At 66.1% G+C, this 17,280-nt stretch carries 19 protein-coding genes; 11 read left to right on the top strand and 8 right to left on the bottom strand.

The annotated features are described in order from the left end of the window. Positions 1 to 1,244: aspartate aminotransferase family protein (locus tag VFV09_00670; protein ID HEU4866214.1), on the top strand; the 1,244-nt coding region annotated here is incomplete at its 5' end. Here VFV09_00670 and glgA read toward each other — a convergent pair. Both glgA and glgC read right to left on the bottom strand, forming a co-directional pair. Next, positions 1,231 to 2,430: a glycogen synthase gene (glgA, locus tag VFV09_00675; protein HEU4866215.1), complete on the bottom strand. Its 1,200-nt coding sequence runs from the start codon at positions 2,428 to 2,430 to the stop codon at positions 1,231 to 1,233. The genes VFV09_00670 and glgA overlap by 14 nt on opposite strands. A 9-nt stretch (positions 2,431 to 2,439) precedes the next feature. Beyond that, the gene (gene glgC / locus VFV09_00680; protein ID HEU4866216.1) at positions 2,440 to 3,681 is read right to left on the bottom strand and encodes a glucose-1-phosphate adenylyltransferase; all 1,242 of its coding nucleotides are present in this window, start codon (positions 3,679 to 3,681) and stop codon (positions 2,440 to 2,442) included. Between the two features lie 239 nt (positions 3,682 to 3,920). Between glgC and VFV09_00685 the strand changes: the two genes are divergently transcribed. Next, positions 3,921 to 5,729, top strand: a complete 1,809-nt coding sequence (locus tag VFV09_00685; GenBank protein HEU4866217.1) for a long-chain fatty acid--CoA ligase — start codon at positions 3,921 to 3,923, stop codon at positions 5,727 to 5,729. Here the strand turns inward: VFV09_00685 and VFV09_00690 are convergent. The 4 genes from VFV09_00690 to VFV09_00705 all read right to left on the bottom strand — a co-directional run bounded on the left by VFV09_00690 (position 5,722) and on the right by VFV09_00705 (position 8,038). Further along, entirely contained in the window at positions 5,722 to 6,348 is a 627-nt protein-coding gene (locus VFV09_00690; protein HEU4866218.1) for a DM13 domain-containing protein, read from the bottom strand. The two genes, VFV09_00685 and VFV09_00690, sit on opposite strands and share 8 nt — an antisense overlap. Continuing rightward, positions 6,345 to 7,001, bottom strand: coding sequence for a flavodoxin family protein (locus tag VFV09_00695; GenBank protein HEU4866219.1), 657 nt, complete (start codon positions 6,999 to 7,001; stop codon positions 6,345 to 6,347). The genes VFV09_00690 and VFV09_00695 overlap by 4 nt, the downstream gene beginning before the upstream one ends. Before the next feature lie 75 nt (positions 7,002 to 7,076). Beyond that, complete coding sequence (locus VFV09_00700; GenBank protein ID HEU4866220.1) at positions 7,077 to 7,349, bottom strand: anti-sigma factor; 273 nt, start codon at positions 7,347 to 7,349, stop codon at positions 7,077 to 7,079. Further along, the gene (locus tag VFV09_00705; GenBank protein HEU4866221.1) at positions 7,346 to 8,038 is read right to left on the bottom strand and encodes an RNA polymerase sigma factor; all 693 of its coding nucleotides are present in this window, start codon (positions 8,036 to 8,038) and stop codon (positions 7,346 to 7,348) included. Before VFV09_00705 ends, VFV09_00700 begins: the two co-directional genes overlap by 4 nt. Before the next feature lie 106 nt (positions 8,039 to 8,144). Here VFV09_00705 and VFV09_00710 point away from each other — a divergent pair, with 106 nt between their 5' ends. Continuing rightward, entirely contained in the window at positions 8,145 to 8,819 is a 675-nt protein-coding gene (locus tag VFV09_00710) for a hypothetical protein (protein ID HEU4866222.1), read from the top strand. On the opposite strand, the gene VFV09_00715 is transcribed toward VFV09_00710, so the two are convergent. Then, on the bottom strand, positions 8,816 to 9,316 hold the full coding sequence (locus VFV09_00715; GenBank protein ID HEU4866223.1) for a LysM peptidoglycan-binding domain-containing protein: 501 nt from the start codon (positions 9,314 to 9,316) through the stop codon (positions 8,816 to 8,818). The genes VFV09_00710 and VFV09_00715 overlap by 4 nt on opposite strands. Positions 9,317 to 9,576: 260 nt before the next feature. Between VFV09_00715 and VFV09_00720 the strand changes: the two genes are divergently transcribed. From VFV09_00720 to VFV09_00755, 8 genes are all read left to right on the top strand, one after another. Beyond that, a complete protein-coding gene (locus VFV09_00720; protein ID HEU4866224.1) occupies positions 9,577 to 9,849 on the top strand; it encodes a DUF6457 domain-containing protein in 273 nt (90 codons plus the stop codon). A 10-nt stretch (positions 9,850 to 9,859) separates the two neighbouring features. After that, entirely contained in the window at positions 9,860 to 12,145 is a 2,286-nt protein-coding gene (hypF, locus tag VFV09_00725) for a carbamoyltransferase HypF (protein ID HEU4866225.1), read from the top strand. A gap of 178 nt (positions 12,146 to 12,323) precedes the next feature. Next, the gene (locus tag VFV09_00730; GenBank protein ID HEU4866226.1) at positions 12,324 to 12,602 is read left to right on the top strand and encodes a HypC/HybG/HupF family hydrogenase formation chaperone; all 279 of its coding nucleotides are present in this window, start codon (positions 12,324 to 12,326) and stop codon (positions 12,600 to 12,602) included. Continuing rightward, a complete protein-coding gene (locus tag VFV09_00735) occupies positions 12,599 to 12,859 on the top strand; it encodes a HypC/HybG/HupF family hydrogenase formation chaperone (GenBank protein HEU4866227.1) in 261 nt (86 codons plus the stop codon). The genes VFV09_00730 and VFV09_00735 overlap by 4 nt, the downstream gene beginning before the upstream one ends. Then, positions 12,860 to 13,981, top strand: coding sequence for a hydrogenase formation protein HypD (gene hypD, locus VFV09_00740; GenBank protein ID HEU4866228.1), 1,122 nt, complete (start codon positions 12,860 to 12,862; stop codon positions 13,979 to 13,981). Positions 13,982 to 14,008: 27 nt separating this feature from the next. Further along, the gene (gene hypE / locus VFV09_00745) at positions 14,009 to 15,085 is read left to right on the top strand and encodes a hydrogenase expression/formation protein HypE (protein HEU4866229.1); all 1,077 of its coding nucleotides are present in this window, start codon (positions 14,009 to 14,011) and stop codon (positions 15,083 to 15,085) included. Positions 15,086 to 15,118: 33 nt separating this feature from the next. Beyond that, positions 15,119 to 16,375, top strand: a complete 1,257-nt coding sequence (locus tag VFV09_00750) for an SIS domain-containing protein (GenBank protein HEU4866230.1) — start codon at positions 15,119 to 15,121, stop codon at positions 16,373 to 16,375. 9 nt (positions 16,376 to 16,384) lie between these two features. After that, entirely contained in the window at positions 16,385 to 16,894 is a 510-nt protein-coding gene (locus tag VFV09_00755; GenBank protein HEU4866231.1) for a DUF892 family protein, read from the top strand. Positions 16,895 to 16,945: 51 nt separating this feature from the next. On the opposite strand, the gene VFV09_00760 is transcribed toward VFV09_00755, so the two are convergent. Continuing rightward, a complete protein-coding gene (locus VFV09_00760; protein ID HEU4866232.1) occupies positions 16,946 to 17,179 on the bottom strand; it encodes a hypothetical protein in 234 nt (77 codons plus the stop codon). Positions 17,180 to 17,280: the final 101 nt, after the last annotated feature.

Here is a 17,280-nt window from a genome sequence, read left to right on the forward strand (position 1 = left end):
TCACCGACATCCCCGGTCCGGGATCCCGCAAACTTGGCTCCCAGGCTGCGCTGTCAGTCGCCGGGCCCGTTTCTCCCTTCGGGGAGGTTTTTATCGCCTCCGGCAGGGGAGCGGTGGTCGAAGACGTCGACGGCAACCACCTGCTCGATCTGGTCTGCGGTCTCGGATGCCTTGCGGTTGGGCATAGTCACCCGCACGTGGTCGATGCGGTAAAGGCCCAGGCCGAGCGGTTCCTTCACACCGACTACAACGTCGTTGCTTACGAGGTCTACCAGCAGCTGGCCGAGCGGGTGGCCGCGGCCTCCGGGGGCAACCGCCGGGTCGCGTTCTTCAACTCGGGCGCGGAGGCGGTGGAGAACTCGGTGAAGGTCGCCCGGGCGGTCACCGGCCGGCCCGGCATCATGTGTTTCGAGGGGGCCTTCCACGGCCGGACCCACATGGCGATGAGCCTGACCCACCGGGAACATCCCTACAAAGCGGGTTTCGGGCCGTTCTCGCCCGATGTCCACCGGGTTCCCTACCCGGGCCTGGACGCCTCCACCATGGACGAGTTCCGGGCCGAAGCCTCCGCTGGGATGGAGGGCGGGAGCATTGCGGCCGCGATCGTAGAGCCGATCCTCGGGGAGGGCGGGGTCATCGTCCCGCCCGATGGCTTCCTGGAGGCACTCGCAGAGCTTTGCCATCGCCATGGGGCACTGCTGATCGTCGACGAGATCCAGACCGGCTACGGCAGAACCGGCAGGTTCCTGGCGTCCCAGCACTCCGAAGCAGACCCGGATCTCATCCTGCTCGGCAAGTCGATAGCGTCGGGGCTTCCGCTTTCTGCGGTGGCCGGCAAGGCTCAAATCCTGGACAAGCTGGATCTGCACGCCCTCGGCGGGACCTACGTCGGCAACCCGGTGGCGTGTGCCGCGGGGTTGGCGGTGCTGGACGTGATGGAGGCGGAGAAGCTGATCGAAAGAGCGGAGCCGATCGGCAGCCGCCTTAAGGAAGCATGGCAGGAGATCGGGGATAACGACCGTCGGATCAAGGGCGTCCGGGGCAGGGGAGCGATGGTGGGAGTGTCCTTCCGGACCGCCGACGAGGCGAACAAGGTGGCGGCGGCCGCGGCGTCCCGAGGCGTGCTGGTGACCACCGCCGGCCTGCGAGGCAACGTGGTGCGGCACCTTCCGCCCCTGGTCCTGACCGACGACGAGCTGGAGGAGGCCATCGGAGCCCTGAAGCTTGCGGTCAGGGAGTGCTGACGCTCCGGTAGACCGCGACGGTCTTCTCCGCGGCGGCGGTCCAGCTGAAGTGCTCGATCGCCCGGACCCGTCCGGCGCGGCCCATGTTCAGTGCCAGCTCCGGGTCGTCGAGGAGGCGGTTGATCCTCTCGGCCAGCTCGGCTGCGAAGCCTGAAGGGTCGTCGGGCTCGCCGGTCACGGGGTCGGTCTCGCCCAGCGGCACGAGGTACCCGGTCTCGCCGTCGACCACGATCTCCGGAATCCCGCCGGTCCGGCTGGCCACCACCGCCGTCTCGCAAGCCATCGCCTCGACGTTCACCAGCCCGAACGGCTCGTAGACGGAGGGGCAAACGAACGCAGTCGCTGCACTGAATATCTCCATCAGCTCGGGGCGGGGCAACATCTGCTCGATCCAGAAGACGTTGCCCCGGCTGCTCTTCAGCTCCGAGGTCAGGTTCTGGAACTCCCGGGCGATCTCCACGGTGTCGGGGGCGGCAGCGCACAGCACGATCTGGGCTTGAGGCGGGATGTGATCGGCGGCTTTCAACAGGTGGATGATGCCCTTCTGCCGGGTGATCCTCCCCACGAACAGCACTATCGGGTACTCCGGGTCGATCCCGTGGTTCACCAGGGTGCCGGTGCCGCTGACCGGGCGGTAGGCGTCGGTGTCGATGCCGTTGTGGACCACCACCACCTTCTCCGGGTCGATCGACGGGTAACACCGCAGCACGTCCCGCCGCATCTGCTCGGAGACCCCGATCACCGCATCGGCCGCCTCGAGGGCGGTTTTTTCGCAGAAGCTCGAAACTGCGTACCCCCCGCCCAGCTGTTCGGCCTTCCACGCCCGGAGCGGCTCCAGGCTGTGGGCCGTGGCGACGTGGGGAACCCCGTACAGAAGTTTCGCCAGGTGGCCGGCCATGTTGGTGTACCAGGTGTTGCTGTGCACCAGGTCGGTTCCCTCCAGCGCCGCCGCCATCGACAAGTCGACCGACATGGACTGAAGAGCGCCCAGGTGCGGGGCGCTGCCGTCGAGTGCTTCCCAGGGCTGGTAGTTCGCGACCGGCACGTCGGCGGTCCGGAGGCCGCCGAAGCAGTGGACCTTCAGGTCGACCAGCCGGGCCAGCTCGCCGGTCAGGTGCTCGGCGTAGACGCCCGCCCCGCCGTACACCTCGGGCGGAAACTCCCGCGTCAGGAAAGAAATCTTCAAGGGGTGCGCCTAAACGAGCTTCTGACCCTTGCCGATGACCACCACACCGTTGCTGGAGACGGTGAAGCGTTCGGCATCGGCCACCGGGTCGCAGCCGATCCGGTAGCCGGGTGGGATGCAGACATTCTTGTCGATGATCGCGTTGCGGACCACGGCGCCCTGCCCCACGTCGACCCGATCCATCAGGACGCAGCCGTCCACCTCCGCTCCGGTGTGCACAAAGACCCGGGCGGAGAGGATCGACCTGCGCACCGTAGCGCCCGAAACAATGGCGCCCTCGCTGACCAGGGAGTCCAGCGCCATGCCCCGCCGGCCCTCCTCGTCGAACACGAACTTGGCCGGGGGGAGCGGCTGGTGCCAGGAGTAGATCGGCCAGTGCTCGTTGTACAGGTTGAAAACCGGGTGGACCGACACCAGGTCCATGTGCCCGTCGTAGTACGAGTCCAGGGTCCCGACGTCCCGCCAGTAGCCCCGCTCCCGGTCGGTGGTTCCGGGTACGTCGTTGGCGTCGAAGTCGTACACGGCCGCAACCCCGTCGTTGGCCAGCATCGGGATGATGTCCCCGCCGACGTCGTGCTTGCTGCGGGGGTCCTCGGCGTCTCGCACGAGGGCGTCGACCAGCGCCTCGGTCGAAAAGATGTAGTTGCCCATGGAGGCCAGAACCTTGCCCGGTGAGTACTCGAGACCGGTCGTGTCACTCGGCTTTTCGACAAACCGGCGAATGCGGTGGTCGGGCCCGGCGTCGATGATGCCGAGGGCGTGGGCTTCGGAGGAAGGGACCGGTATGCCGGCCACCGTGACGTCGGCGCCGGAGGAGATGTGCTCCGCCAGCATCTGGCTCGGGTCCATCCGGTAGATGTGGTCGGCGCCGAAGACGTAGATGTAATCGGGGTTCTCGTCGCGGATCAGGTTGAAGTTCTGGAAGATGGCGTCGGCGGATCCGGAGAACCAGTGGGGGCCCCGCCGCATCTGAGCTGGCACGCAGGTGACGTAGCCGCCCAGCAGGGACGACATGCGCCAGGTCTGGGCGATGTGCCGGTCCAGGCTGTGGCTCTTGTACTGGGTCAGCACTGCGATCCGACGGTTGCCGCCGTTGACCAGGTTGGACAGCGCGAAGTCGATCAGCCGGTAGTTGCCGGCAAACGGGACCGCCGGCTTGGCGCGGTCGGCGGTAAGGGGAGCGAGCCGCTTCCCCTCACCCCCGGCCAGGACGATGGCGAAGACGCGCTCGCGCGCCTGCGCCTCTCTAATTGCCAGGGGAGTCCTCGACCATTCTCATATCGTACGATCCGCCTTGTTTTCTGGGGATGAACATGAGGTGAACTCTAAGCCCTCGGACCGCGGGTGCGGGGTAACGGGTGCGCGAGGGCCTGCGTCACAGCGCCACGTCTCGCCCCGGCCTTGGCATTGAGCAGCCGGGCGCGATAATCAGCAGGGCGGCCGCGCACCGTAGCGCCGGTCGCCGAGTCTTCGACTCAGAAGGGAGATCCATGGCTGTTTCAGGCCGAACACTCACCGAGGTCTTTGAGAACCGCGTTGCTCGCAGCGCCGATCGGGTCGCTATGAGGGCCAAAGAGGCCGATGGTTGGAAGAAGATCACCTTCCGGGAGTACGACCTGCAGGCTCGAGAGATCGCCAGTGGTTTGATCAGCCTGGGGGTCGACAAAGGCGACGCGGTCGCGCTGCTTTCGACCAACCGCCCCGAGTGGCACATCGCCGACATCGGCATCCTTCTCACCGGGGCGGTCACGGTACCGGTCTACGTCACGAACTCCCCCAGCCAGGTCGCCCATGTCGTCGGCCACTCCGGCGCCCAGGTCATCTTCGTCGAGAACCAGCTGCAGCTGGACAAGGTCCAGGAAGCGGTCAAAGAGCTGCCGAACCTGCGCAAGGTGATCGTCATGGACGAAGGCTCCGGCTCCTCCGACCTGCTGATGAGCTTCAGCCAGCTGCGCCAGCGCGGGCGGGACTACGCCAAGACCGAGCCGGCCGCCGTCAAGGAGCGCACCGCCGCCATCAGCCCGGAGGACACCGCAACGATCATCTACACCTCCGGCACCACCGGACTGCCCAAGGGGTCGATCCTCTCGCACGGCGGTTTTGCCTGGACCTTGATGACGCTGGGGGACGTACTGCCGTTCACCGACATGGAGGAGCGGGTTATCTCCTACCTCCCCCTGTCGCACGTATTCGAGCGGCTGGCCTCCGAGTGGGGCGGCATCTACTACGGGTTCGAGGTGTGGTTCGCCGAGTCCACCGACAAGCTGAGGGAGAACCTCAAGGAGTGCAAGCCGACCTTCTTCATCGGCGTGCCCCGGGTCTACGAGAAGTTCGCATCCGCAATCCAGGCCCGGTACTCCGAGCACGAGAAGGCGGAAACCATTGCCAAGGCTCTGGCCGCTGCGATGGAGCGGGTGGAGCTGGAGCAGGCGGGCAAGTCCATCCCTCTGCCGCTCAAGGTCAAGGGGGCCCTGTTCGACAAGCTGATCTTCTCCAAGACCCGCGAGGAGCTGGGCATGGAGCACTGCCGGTTTGCCATCACCGGCTCGGCGCCGGTGGCGCCGGAGGTCATCAAGTTCATCCACGCCATCGGCATCGACCTGATCGAGGCTTATGGGCAGACCGAAACCAACGCTCCCACCACCGTGACCCCGCCCAAAAAGGCCCGGATCGGCACCGTCGGCCCTCCGATTCCAGGCATGGAGCTGAAGTTCGACGAGGACGGCGAGATCCTGGTCAAAGGCCCGAACGTCTTCAAGGGCTACCTCAACGACCCGGCTGCCACCGCCGAGGCGATGACCGAGGACGGGTGGCTGAGGACCGGGGACGTCGGCGTGCTGGACGCCGCGGGCTACCTGAACATCACCGACCGCAAGAAGGACATCATCATCACCGCCGGCGGCAAGAACATCTCCCCGCAGGAGATCGAGGGAAAGCTCACCCTCTCGCCGCTCATCTCGCAGGCGGTGGTCATCGGTGACCGCCGGCCTTTCCTCACAGCGCTGATCACACTCGACGCCGACGCCGCCGTGAGGTGGGGCAAGGCCCTGGGCGTCACGGTCGACCACCCGGCTGCCCTGGCCCGGGATCCCAAGGTCCTGGACGAGATCGGGGCGCTGGTCGACAAGGTGAACGAGGGCCTTTCGCAGGTGGAGAAGATCAAGAAGTGGACGCTCCTGGAGAACGACTTCACCCAGGAGGCCGAGGAGATCACTCCGACCTTCAAGGTCAAGCGCAAGACGATCAACAACAAGTACGCGCCCCAGATCGAGGCGATGTACGAAAAAAAGGCTAGCTGACCAGAGTCGCCACCCCGAAACCAACGCTGAATCGGGCGCACCAGACGACTGCGTTGCGGTACTTCGCCAGGTCGGTTCCGGCCGGGATCTCGTAGTTCTGGTTGCCCAGGTTCCCTTTGAGCCTGCCCAGCTCCACGAAGTCCTCGCCGTACTCCTTGCCGAAGCCGGCGTCGCTGCTGCCCGCCGACAGGTAGACCCGCAGGTCGGGCCCGTTGCTGGTCTCGAAGTCTTCGAACCTCAGGAATCGCCGGCCGTCGGGGAACTCGGTGACTATGGCCTGGCCGGTGGTGGTGTGCTCCAGCGACCGGAACGCCGCCCGGGCGGACTCCTTCGGAGGCTCCGGCGCTGCCGGGATGGCGCTCCCCGGGTCGACGAGACCGGCGCCGGCTCCACGGCTCGACTGGCCGGGCACAACAGGGTCGGTGGTGACGCCTTCACCGGATCCGGGCGCCGAGTCCGAAGGAGTGATGGTGGAGGCCGGCTTGTCGGCGGCCGGAGCGGGTTCGTCTACCCGGTCGTCCAGGAACAGCTTCTGCGGCTGGAAGAACAACAGCACGAAGATCGTCAGTGCCACCGCTATCGGGATGCCGGCCCAGAGGAGGCGCTTCTTGGTGATCATCCCGCGTGGAGGGGGTGTTCGGTCTCCGGGTCGAAGGTGTTGCCCTCGGCCGGGATGGGGTTGGCCTTCAGGATTCGGGCCATATGCACCACGTTGTGGGCCATCCACCGGGTGGTGCGCTGGGTGTAGGCGTGGTTCTCGCCGCCGGCCTCGATGTAGGAGGGGCCGGGACCGGCGTCGCCCACCCAGTAGGTGTCGGCGTTGGGGGGCACGGTGCATCCCAGGTGGGTCAAGTTGAACAGGGTGGTTTCGGCGGCGGAGTGGGCGCCGTCCTCGTTTCCGGTCACGACCACGCCGGCGACCTTGTTGTAGAGCGGGTACTGGCCTTTGTCGTTGGTCTCGTTGTAGGTGCCGTCGAGCCTTTCGATCAACAGCTGGCAGACGCTGCTCCGGACCCCGAACCAGATGGAGGTGCAGACGATGATGATGTCGGCGGCCTTGATCTTCTCGAGAATGACCGGCCACTCGTCGCCCTCTCCCTCGTAGGAGCTCACCCCGAAGGGGACGTTGTAGTCGACGATGCGGATCATCTCGCTCTCGACGTCCATCCGGTCGAACCACTCGATGACCTTGCGAGCCAGCGCCTCGGTGTTGGAGACCTCGGGCGACTTCTTGAGCGTGCAGTTCAGGAAAACAGCTTTGAGTTCGGCCATTACGGTCCTCCATTGGATCAGGGCTAACGGCGGTTAGTGTCGGGCGGGACCCCGGCGTTACGTCGACGGGACGGATTATTCGGCCGGGCCCCTCCAGCCGCGGAAGGCAACCAGCAGGTGGCCCGCCAGCTCTTCGGAGAGGTCGTCGGTGCGGAGGCGCCCCGACTCCCGGATCGTCGTGCGGAACTGCTCGAGGTAGCGGGAGCAGTGGGGGCATACCGCCAGATGGGCCTCGAACCGTGCGCGGTCGGCCGTGGAAAGGGTGCCTTCGAGGTAGTCGGTGATCACCTCCACCAACTCCTGGCACATCATCGCCTTGGGGCGGCGCGGGCCCAATCGAACCTTCATCGGCCTTCCTCGTTTCCCAGATAGCTCTCCAACTCGAGCCGTACCCTCGATCGGGCTCGGTGAAGCAGGACCCGTTGGTTGGTCTCGGTCAGGCCCAGGGCATTACAGACCTCGGCCGGCGTCCACCCCTCCACGTCCCGAAGTGAGATGACCTCACGCTGCACGGGGGGCAGGCGATCGATGGCGGCGCCGATGGCCCTCTGGGCTTCATGTGTGGTTAGCGCCTGTTCCGGGTTTTCGTCCCAGGGCGCCGGCGGCGTCAGCCAGCCGCCCGGGTTGGGGGCTCCCTCCTGCTGGAACCGGTCGGCGGGGACGCTGGGGCCTTCGAGCTCGCTGGACCAGGAGGAGAACGGGATGGTCCGGATCTCCTTGTTGAACTGGGCGGTGCCCACGTGCGACACGATGCTGAAGATCCAGGTTCTAAGCGAGGAGCGGCCCTCGAACCTGTCGATCCCCTGCAGGACGGCAAGCCACGCCTCCTGGACTATCTCCTCGGCGACGGCTTCCGAGGGCGCCCGGCGCCGGGCGAGACGGAGCATCCAGGGACCGTGCTCGGCGACCAGCGCCTTGAAGGCCGCCTCGTCCCGTGAGCGGAGCGCCTCGATGAGCGCCCGGTCCGTCGACCGTCCAGCCGGAGCTCCGACTGGAGCCGGTTGGCGGGATACGAAGCGTTCTCTGAGGAATGCCATGGGGCCAAGGAGGAGCCTATACCCGCCATGTGGCGGATTCGAGAGTGGATGTAACGCGCGGCTTCGCCGGCCCACTAAGGCTTGCGAACTGGAGCGAGGGGGAGTCATGAGAAGAGGGATCGTGCTGGCGGCGGCGATGGTGTTCTTGACCGGGGTGGCGGCGCCGGCCCAGGCGGTGCGGGTCGACCGGAGGGACCGGTCGGACGCCGCGCTGATCTATTCCGAGGACGTCTCGGTGATCGTCGGCAGCACGCTGCGGGAGCCGGACGAGAGCACCGACCCCTCCAAACCCCTGTTCAACGATGCCGGAGTCGGCCTCGACCTGAGCTGGGGACAGTGGCAAACGGCAACCGGGCTGGCGATCGCCCGCTACCGGAGCGATTCCCGATCCACCATGGTCGAGCTGAAGTTGTCGGGGCTGGTGCCGGGCGGCGTCTACTCGGTGTTCTGGGGCACTCTCGATCCCGACAGCGAACACCCCGACTGCCCGGGCGTGGAAAGAAGCCTTCCTTTGACCAGCTTGCAGCCAAACCGTCAGGTCCCGGACCCGTCCTCGTTCATAGCCGCTTCAACCGGCAAGTCGGTCTACGAGGGCAGGGCGCCCGGGAACATCCTCACCGCCCGCCAGACCTTCTTCTGGGTGATCTACCAGAGCGACGGCGAGGCAGACCACCCGTTCCCGAACCGCGGCGAGAAGCTGACCGCCGGAGGGGAGTCTGGCTGCCGGAGCAGCTTCGGCGAGGACGCGATGAGGCAGCTGATCATCGTCATGCGTTCCTAGGAGCAGCTGGCCTCAGCCGGGATGACTATCGACTTGCCCACCTGCAGCTTGCTCGGGTCCGTGATCACAGACGCGTTCGCATCCTGGATGCACTTGGTCAGGTTAGCGGTGCCGTAGAACCGGGTCGAGATCCTGCCCAGGGTGTCGCCGGACTTGATGACGTAGTTCGAAGCTTCCGTGTTGCCTCCGGCCGACGGGCTTGCGGTGGTGGTAGTGGTGGGAGTGGGCGAGGTGGTGGTGGTGGGCGTCGTTGTCGTGCCCGGGGTAGCTCCGGTCCCGGTGCCCGTTTCGGTCCCGGCGCCGGCGTCGGGACTGGGCGACGCTTCTGCCGCCTCACGGTTGGCCGCCTCCAGCTGGTCGATCTCGGCTTCACGATCCGAAAGCCGGTCCTGGAGGTCCTTTAGCTCTGCGCTGTTACCGCCCGTGGCGCGGCCCAGCAGGAAGACCAAAAGGAGGACGACGCCGAGGACGACGACCCTGCCCCACAAGACGTTCATAGGCTTTTCGCTTCCGAAGGATTGCTGTTCCGGCTCGTAGATGGCCTATCTCCCGTCTATCTCCGCCACACATGAGCGGGCGGCGCAGACTCCTGATCCTAGCGTCGAGCAGCGGGGCGCCACAACTTTTCCCGACCCGTCCAGTTTACCGTCGCACCGGAAGCGGGACGCGGCATTGCCGGACAGCCGCCCGATTCCCCTACACTGGCTACCCCCGCAGCCGGCGGGCGCCCCGGTGAGTCGGACATTAGGAGGCATGGATGCAGGATTGGTTGAGCGAATATTCAGCGGCACTAGCGGTTGAGCTGCCCGGGCTTGCGGTCGACCTCCCCCCTTCCCTGGAGCTCGCCGACGAGCTTTTGAACCTCGCCCGAATCATCGCCGAGGGCACCGGCGAGAAGACCAACGCCCCCCTCAGCACCTTCATGGTCGGCCGGTTTGTCGGCTTGACCGCCGAAAGCGGCATATCGACGGAGGACGCAGTCAAGCTGGCCACGGAGATCGCCGAACGCACTATCCAATCCCGGGGCTGAAGCGCCTGCCGTGAACACCGACCGCCCGTCCCGGAGCCAGTTCCGGGTTCAGGGCATAGTCCAGGGGGTCGGTTTCCGGCCGTTCGTCTTCAACCTCGCCAACCGCCTGGGACTGGTGGGGTTCGTCCTCAACGACTCGTCCGGCGTGCTCATCGAGGTCGAGGGCAACCGTGTAGCGGTGGGGGAGTTCGGGTCGACCCTCGCGTCCAGCCCGCCACCGCTTGCGGTGATCGACAAGCTGGAGGAGCTCGAGCTGGCGCCGACCGGAGCCGACGCCGTCTTTACGATCCTGCACAGCGAGCACACGGGCGCCGCCACCGCGCTGATCTCCCCGGACTTCGCCACCTGCGACGACTGCCTCCGTGAGATGGACGACCCGGACGACCGCCGCTACCGCTACGCCTTCACGAACTGCACGAACTGCGGCCCCCGGTTCACGATTTCCAAGGGCATCCCGTACGACCGGCCGAACACCACGATGGCCCCCTTCGAGATGTGCGGGCCGTGCCGGCAGGAGTACGAGAACCCGGCCGACCGCCGCTTCCACGCCCAGCCGATTGCCTGCCCCGCATGCGGACCGCACCTCACTCTGCTGGACCGCTCACTCAACCAGATCCCCGGCGACCCGGTGTCCGAGGCCGCCCGGCTGCTTCGCAGCGGGTCGATCCTGGCGGTCAAGGGCCTCGGCGGCTACCACCTGGCCTGCCTCGCCTCCGATCAGACTGCGGTGGCCAACCTGCGCACCCGCAAGGCCAGGGAGGAGAAGCCATTTGCCGTCATGGCGGCCGGGCTCGACGAGGTCGCCGCCCTTGCCTCCTGCGGACCGGAGCAGCGGGATCTGCTGCTCTCGCCCCGGCGCCCGATCGTCCTGCTGGACCGCCTGCCGGGAGCGCCGGTGGCCGAAGCGGTCGCTCCACACAACCGCTACCTCGGGGTGATGCTGCCCTACACGCCGCTTCACCACCTGCTCCTCAGGGAGGTGGGTGAGCCGATCGTCTGCACCTCGGGCAACATCTCCGACGAGCCGATCGCATACCGGGACGGCGACGCCCTTTCCGGCCTCGACCACATCGCCGACGCCTTCTTGACCCACAACCGTGAGATCCACATGAGGTGCGACGACTCGGTGATGCGGGTCGTCTCCGGCAGGGATGGCCCGCAGGTGCAGGCGATGCGCCGAGCCCGCGGGTACGCCCCCGAGCCGATCCCGGTCAGCCCGGTCTTCCGTGCGCCGATCCTGGCGGCCGGCCCGGAGCTGAAGCACACCTTCTGCATCGGATCCGGGGGCCGGGCGATCGTCTCCCACCACCTCGGGGACCTCGAGAACTTCGAGACCATGACCTCGTTCCTCGAGGGGGTCGAGCACTACCAGCGGGTCTTCGAGGTGCGGCCGAAGATAGTCGCCCACGACCTTCACCCCGAATATCTGGTCACCAAGTGGGCCAAGGCCCTGGAGGGAGTGCGCCTGGTGGGGGTCCAGCATCACCACGCCCACATAGCCTCCTGCCTGGCCGACAACCTGCGGTCGGACCGGGTGGTCGGCCTGGCGCTGGACGGCACCGGCTACGGCGAGGACGGCAACCTGTGGGGGTGCGAGGTGCTGGTCGGGGACCTCGCCGGGTACGAACGTTTCGCCCACCTCGCCTACCTGCCGCTGCCCGGCGGCGGAGCGGCCATCCGGGAGCCCTGGCGAATGGGGGCCGTGTACCTGAACGCAGCATTCGGCGATGCTGCGGCCGAGTTGGATATCGACTTCGTCCACCGGACCGGCGCAAAGTGGAAGCCGATCCTGAGGATGGCCGCGACCGGCCTGAACTCCCCGCTGACCTCGAGCGCCGGCCGGCTGTTCGACGCCGCCTCGGCCCTGGTCGGGCTCGCGGACCGGGTGCGTTACGAGGGCCAGGCGGCCATCGAGCTGGAGCAGATCGCCGACCCGGCCACCACTCGGAGCTACCCCTGCGGGTTAGATGGCGACCGGATCAACGGCGTCGACCTGATGGCGGCCCTCGCCGAGGATCTCGTGGCCGGCGTCCCGGTCCCCGAGATCGCAGCCGCTTTCCACAACGGGCTGGCCGCCGTCCTGATCGAGGTCGCCCGGATGGCGGCGGAAGCCAAAGGGCTGACCACGGTCGCCCTCTCGGGCGGAACATTCCAGAACCGTCTGCTGGCCGGCCGGGTCGAACGGGGGCTGCAGGAGGCGGGCCTGGAGGTGCTCACCCACCATCGCGTCCCCCCGAACGACGGCGGGATCTCACTCGGGCAGGCGGTTATCGCCAACGCGAGGCTGTTCTACTGAAGCGGCTTATGGCTTAGTTGAATGCCGAAACCTCTGTTTCCACGGTAAAAATCGGTGGTTTTGGCCGCAAACTGTTCGACTTTGTTTGACCACAACGCGGTGGTAAGCTAACCCACCTTGGTATTCGAACGGGCAGCGCGCCGGTGCTGCTCAATCACCTAAGACAGGGAGTCGGCCCATGTGTCTTGCAATCCCAGGTCAAATCCTTGAGTTCATCGACCCCGTAAACCAAATTGCGAAGGTCGATGTCGGAGGAGTTCGACGCAACGTGAATGTGGGCCTTCTGGCCAAAGAAGAGGGTGGAATCCATCTTGGCGACTGGGTTCTCATCCACGTCGGTTTTGCCCTATCCAAAGTCGACGAAGAGGAAGCTGCCGCCACTCTCAAGCTGTTGAGAGGCCTGGGCGAGGCTTTCGAGGACGAGATCGAACAGCTCAAGACCTCAGACATCACATGATCCAGAAGGGTCAACCCTTAGAGGTTCTTGACCCCGGGTCCTACGCCGTGGCCTGCTCGGTGGTCGACGGGTGCCTTACCTGTGGAGATGTCGCAGTCGAGGTCAAAGTTTTGGAGGTCGACGGCTTCGATGCCGTCTGTGAGGACCCCCACGGACAGGTGGGACGGGTCGGGATAGACCTGGTGCTGCCGGTCGAGGTGGGGAGCCGTCTATTGGTGCATGCCGGAGTGGCGATCACTCGCCTAAAGGAGTCCTGAATGAAGTACGTCGACGAATTTCGAGACGCGGAGCTGGCCCGGGCGCTGGGAGTGCAGATCGCAGCACTGACCGAGCCCGGCCGTCACTACAAGATCATGGAGGTCTGCGGGGGCCACACCCACACGATCTACAAGCACGGCATCGAGGCCCACCTGCCGGACAACGTCGAGCTCGTCCACGGCCCCGGCTGCCCGGTCTGTGTGATCCCGATGGGCCGCGTCGACGACGGCATCGCCATCGCCCGCAACCCCGAGGTGATCTTCACCTGCTTCGGCGACATGATGCGCGTGCCCGGCGGCAACGGCAGCTTCCTGGACGCCAAGGCCGACGGCGCGGACATCCGCTTTGTCTACTCGCCCCTCGACGCCCTGAAGATGGCGGTCGCGAACCCGGATCGTGAGGTCGTGTTCTACGCCATCGGCTTCGAGACCACCGCCCCCTCCACCGCCTTGACCCTCATGCGGGCCAAGGCCGAAGGGATCAAGAACTTCTCGGTTATGTGCAACCACGTCACGATCGTTCCGCCGCTCAAGGCGCTTCTGGACTCACCCGACCTTCGGCTGGACGCGTTCATCGGCCCGGGGCACGTCTCGACTGTCGTCGGCGCCCGCCCCTACGAGTTCATCTGCGAGGACTACAACACCCCGATCGTCGTCGCCGGCTTCGAGCCGCTGGACCTTCTGCAGTCGATCCTGATGATCATGCAGCAGCTTCACGACGGCAGGGCCGAGGTCGAGAACCAGTACGGCCGGGTCGTTCCGTTCGAAGGAAACCTTCGGGCGCTCGAGGTGCTGCAGGAGGTCTTCGAGCTGCGTCCGTACTTCGAGTGGAGGGGCCTGGGCTTCATCTCCCAGAGCGCTCTGAAGCTGTCCGATGCGTACGCCGAGTACGACGCCGAGCTCAAGTACTCCACCCCGGGCGTCCGGGTGGCCGACCCCAAGGCCTGCCAGTGCGGCGAGGTCCTGAAGGGCGTCATCAAGCCCTACGAGTGCAAAGTGTTCGGCACGGCGTGCACGCCTGAGACCCCCATCGGCACCTGCATGGTGTCCTCTGAGGGCGCCTGTGCGGCGTACTACAACTTCGGCCGGTTTGCGAAGTCCGCAGCCAGGGCCGACGCTTAACCACCCCCTAGGGAAGGACTAACAGCAGTGCCTGATCTCGAAGAAGAGGTACTCGCGCGCATCGAGCGCCAGCGAAAGCTGAAGGCCCGGTTCCGCGACACGCACATCACCATGGCTCACGGAGCCGGCGGCAAGACCACGCACACGCTGATCGAGGGCCTGTTTGCACCGGCTTTCGCCAACGACGCGCTGGGCGAGCTGGCGGACTCGGCGAAGCTCGATGTGAACGGCACGCTGTTGAACTTCACCACCGACGGTTACGTCGTCAAGCCGCTGAGCTTCCCGGGTGGGTGCATCGGGGAGCTGGCGGTGAACGGGACCATCAACGACCTCGCCGTCTCCGGCGCCCGGCCGCTGTGCCTGTCGACCGCGTTTGTGGTCGAGGAGGGGCTGGACGCAGACATCCTGCGGGAGCAGGTGGCGGCCATGGCCGAGGCGTCGAAGAAGGCCGGCGTCCCGATCGTCACCGGGGACACCAAGGTCGTCGAGCGGGGCAAGTGCGACGGGATGTACATCATCTCGTCGGGCGTGGGCGTAAGGGACCCCAGGGTCGAGCTGTCGTCGACCAGCGTCCGGCCGGGGGACCACATCCTGGTGTCCGGCACCATCGCCGACCACGGGACGGCGATCATGCTGGCCCGCGGCGAGCTGGAGCTGGACGCCGACGTCGAGTCGGACACGATGTCGGTGTGGCCGATCGTCGAGTCGCTGATCGACGCCTGCGGAGCGGATCTTCGCGTGATGAGGGACCCGACCCGCGGGGGAGTGGCGACCGTGCTGAACGAGATCGCCAAGGACTCCAGCGTCGGCGTGGTCCTGGACGAGGAGGCGGTCCCGGTGAATGGCCCGGTTCGGGGCGCGTGCGAGATCCTGGGCATCGACCCGATGTACGTGGCCAACGAAGGCAAGCTGATCGTCTTCGTTGCGCCGGAGAGCGGCCCCGCCGCCCTTGCCGCCATGCAGGCCACTCCCGGAGGTGAGCAGGCTGCGCTGATCGGCAAGGTCCAGGAGCAGCCGGAGGGCATGGTCCTGGTGAAGACGGCCTTCGGCGGCACCCGGATCATGGACATGCTGATAGGGGACCCGCTGCCCCGAATTTGCTGAGAGTTCCCGGCGTAAGAGCGCTAGTCTGGGTTAATGACTAATGACCTGGTGGCGCGCGTCGAGACTGCTTACGCCGACCGCGAACGGCTTTGCCGGGCCTTCTTCCAGGCCGAGAACACCCGGATCGCCGACCTCTGCCTGCTCATGGCCCGACGGTTCATCCGGGGCGGCCGGCTCATCGCCTTCGGTACCGGTCCGGCAGGCACCGACGCCCAGCACGTCTCGGTGGAGTTCGTCCACCCGGTAATCGTCGGGAAGCGGGCACTGCCCGCCATGGCGCTGTCGAACGACGCCGCCTCCTCTGTCGGCCTGGCCGTCACCGACCGGGTCGGGTTCATCTCCCAGCAGCTCACCACCATCGCCCTGCCGGAGGACATCGCCCTCGGCATGATCCACGGGCCCAACGACTTCGGATCCGACGCGGTCTCGGCCGCCCTCAAGCAGGCGCAGGCCCTCGGCATGCTTTCGATCTTCCTCGGCGGCCCGGGAGCGGCGGCCGACTGCGAGCACGTTTTCCAGGTCCCCTCGGACGACCCGTACATCGTCCAGGAGATCCACGAGACGCTCTACCACGTCCTCTGGGAGCTGGTTCACGTGTTTTTCGACCACAAAGGCCTTCTGGAGGACCGCCCGAAGGGCCCGTCGCACGACACCGGAAAGTCGAGCTTTCTCTACCCCTGGCTGGCGGAAGCCGAGACCGACTCCAAGTCGGTGCTGAAGGAGGTCTCCAACTCGGTCCTGCAGAAGTCGGAGGACGTCATCGCCATGCGCAACGGGTCGATGGACCCGGCGGGCATGGTTGAAACCGCCCAGCTGATCGCCGACCGTATCAAAGCGGGCGGCAAGATCCTGATCTTCGGCAACGGGGGGTCGGCCACCGACGCCCAGGACTTCTGCGTCGACCTGGTGGCGCCGAGCAGCGTGGGCATCCAGCGGAGGCCTGTGCCGGCGCTCTCTTTGACCAACGACGCCGCCGTGGTGACCGCAGTCGGCAACGACGTGGGCTTCGAGAACATCTTCGCCCGGCAGGTGATTGCCTACGGCAACCGGGGCGACGTCGCGGTTGCCATCTCCACCAGCGGCGGGTCCCGCAACGTCCTGGCGGCAATCGAGGAAGCCCGCAGGCGGGGGCTGATGACGGTCGGCCTCGCCGGCTACGGCGGGGGCAGGCTGGCCGAGCTCTGCGACCGTTCGCTGATCATCTCGGCGGACTACATCCCCCGCATCCAGGAGGCCCAGGCGCCGCAGTACCACGTGCTTTGCGACCTTTTGGGCGCTCTTCTGGAATAGATTCCGTACATGGAGTCTGCAAGAGACCTTTTCGAGCACGAGCTGTGCATCCTCTACGACGCCGAGACCAAAGCCATCCGGTCGCTGGGGCGCATGGCGATGCGGTGCTCCGACGCGGAGCTCGTTCAGGTCTACAAGGACTACCAGCTGGTGGCCGAGAAACGCCTGGACCGGTTGGACGAGATCTTCGGGATGATCGGCCTGAAACCGGAACGAATCCCGTGCGCGGGGATGAACGGGCTTATCGAAGAGTTCTCCGATTTCCTCGAAACAAAGCCTTCCGACGGTGTTTTGGATGCTTTTGCGGTCGAATCGGCCCGAAGGGTCGAAAGATACGAAGTTTGCGCCTACCAGGCTCTGATCACCCTGGCGGTCGCCCTGAGGCTGGACGACGTTACCGAGCTGCTCCTGCAAAGCCTCGGCGACCACAACCTTGCCGGCGGTGGGTTCAAGGCCCTGACGATCAACCTGACCGAAAAGCTGGTCCCGGAACCGGTGAGCGAATCCGTCCCCGAATAACAAAACCGGCTGCCCCCGAAGGGACAGCCGGTCCGGTTCTGGTGGAGGAAGCTACTTGCCGCCGGTAGCCAGCGTCTCCATGAACTTCTGCATCGAGGACTTGCCGATTCCGTCCAGGCCGTAGTTACCGGCTGCGCTCTTGGCAACCCGGATCACCGAGTCCCGCCGCTTGCCGCCCTCGTCCGGATCAAAGAAGTACTTGTAACCAGCAAAGGCGCCGCCCAGGGCCGCAAGGCCCGCAGCTCCTACTGCTCCTACTATCGCCAGCTTGGTCGCCATTCCCATCCGACTGCCTCCCTTTGTCCGAGAAACCTGCCCCCTACTCTGGCCCAAAAGAAACCCGAAATCAAAGGAAAATCCGCTTCAGGGCGCAGTTTTTTGCGACT

It is taken from the genome of Actinomycetota bacterium (genome assembly GCA_035759705.1).
Lineage (GTDB): Bacteria > Actinomycetota > CADDZG01 > JAHWKV01 > JAHWKV01 > JAJCYE01.

Coding starts and splice junctions, on each gene's coding strand:
- VFV09_00685 (HEU4866217.1), top strand. CDS start 3,921: ATGGCTGTTTCAGGCCGAACACTCACCGAGGTCTTTGAGAACCGCGTT.
- VFV09_00690 (HEU4866218.1), bottom strand. CDS start 6,348: ATGATCACCAAGAAGCGCCTCCTCTGGGCCGGCATCCCGATAGCGGTG.
- VFV09_00695 (HEU4866219.1), bottom strand. CDS start 7,001: ATGGCCGAACTCAAAGCTGTTTTCCTGAACTGCACGCTCAAGAAGTCG.
- VFV09_00700 (HEU4866220.1), bottom strand. CDS start 7,349: ATGAAGGTTCGATTGGGCCCGCGCCGCCCCAAGGCGATGATGTGCCAG.
- VFV09_00705 (HEU4866221.1), bottom strand. CDS start 8,038: ATGGCATTCCTCAGAGAACGCTTCGTATCCCGCCAACCGGCTCCAGTC.
- VFV09_00710 (HEU4866222.1), top strand. CDS start 8,145: ATGAGAAGAGGGATCGTGCTGGCGGCGGCGATGGTGTTCTTGACCGGG.
- VFV09_00715 (HEU4866223.1), bottom strand. CDS start 9,316: ATGAACGTCTTGTGGGGCAGGGTCGTCGTCCTCGGCGTCGTCCTCCTT.
- VFV09_00720 (HEU4866224.1), top strand. CDS start 9,577: ATGCAGGATTGGTTGAGCGAATATTCAGCGGCACTAGCGGTTGAGCTG.
- VFV09_00730 (HEU4866226.1), top strand. CDS start 12,324: ATGTGTCTTGCAATCCCAGGTCAAATCCTTGAGTTCATCGACCCCGTA.
- VFV09_00735 (HEU4866227.1), top strand. CDS start 12,599: ATGATCCAGAAGGGTCAACCCTTAGAGGTTCTTGACCCCGGGTCCTAC.
- hypD (HEU4866228.1), top strand. CDS start 12,860: ATGAAGTACGTCGACGAATTTCGAGACGCGGAGCTGGCCCGGGCGCTG.
- VFV09_00750 (HEU4866230.1), top strand. CDS start 15,119: ATGACTAATGACCTGGTGGCGCGCGTCGAGACTGCTTACGCCGACCGC.
- VFV09_00755 (HEU4866231.1), top strand. CDS start 16,385: ATGGAGTCTGCAAGAGACCTTTTCGAGCACGAGCTGTGCATCCTCTAC.
- VFV09_00760 (HEU4866232.1), bottom strand. CDS start 17,179: ATGGGAATGGCGACCAAGCTGGCGATAGTAGGAGCAGTAGGAGCTGCG.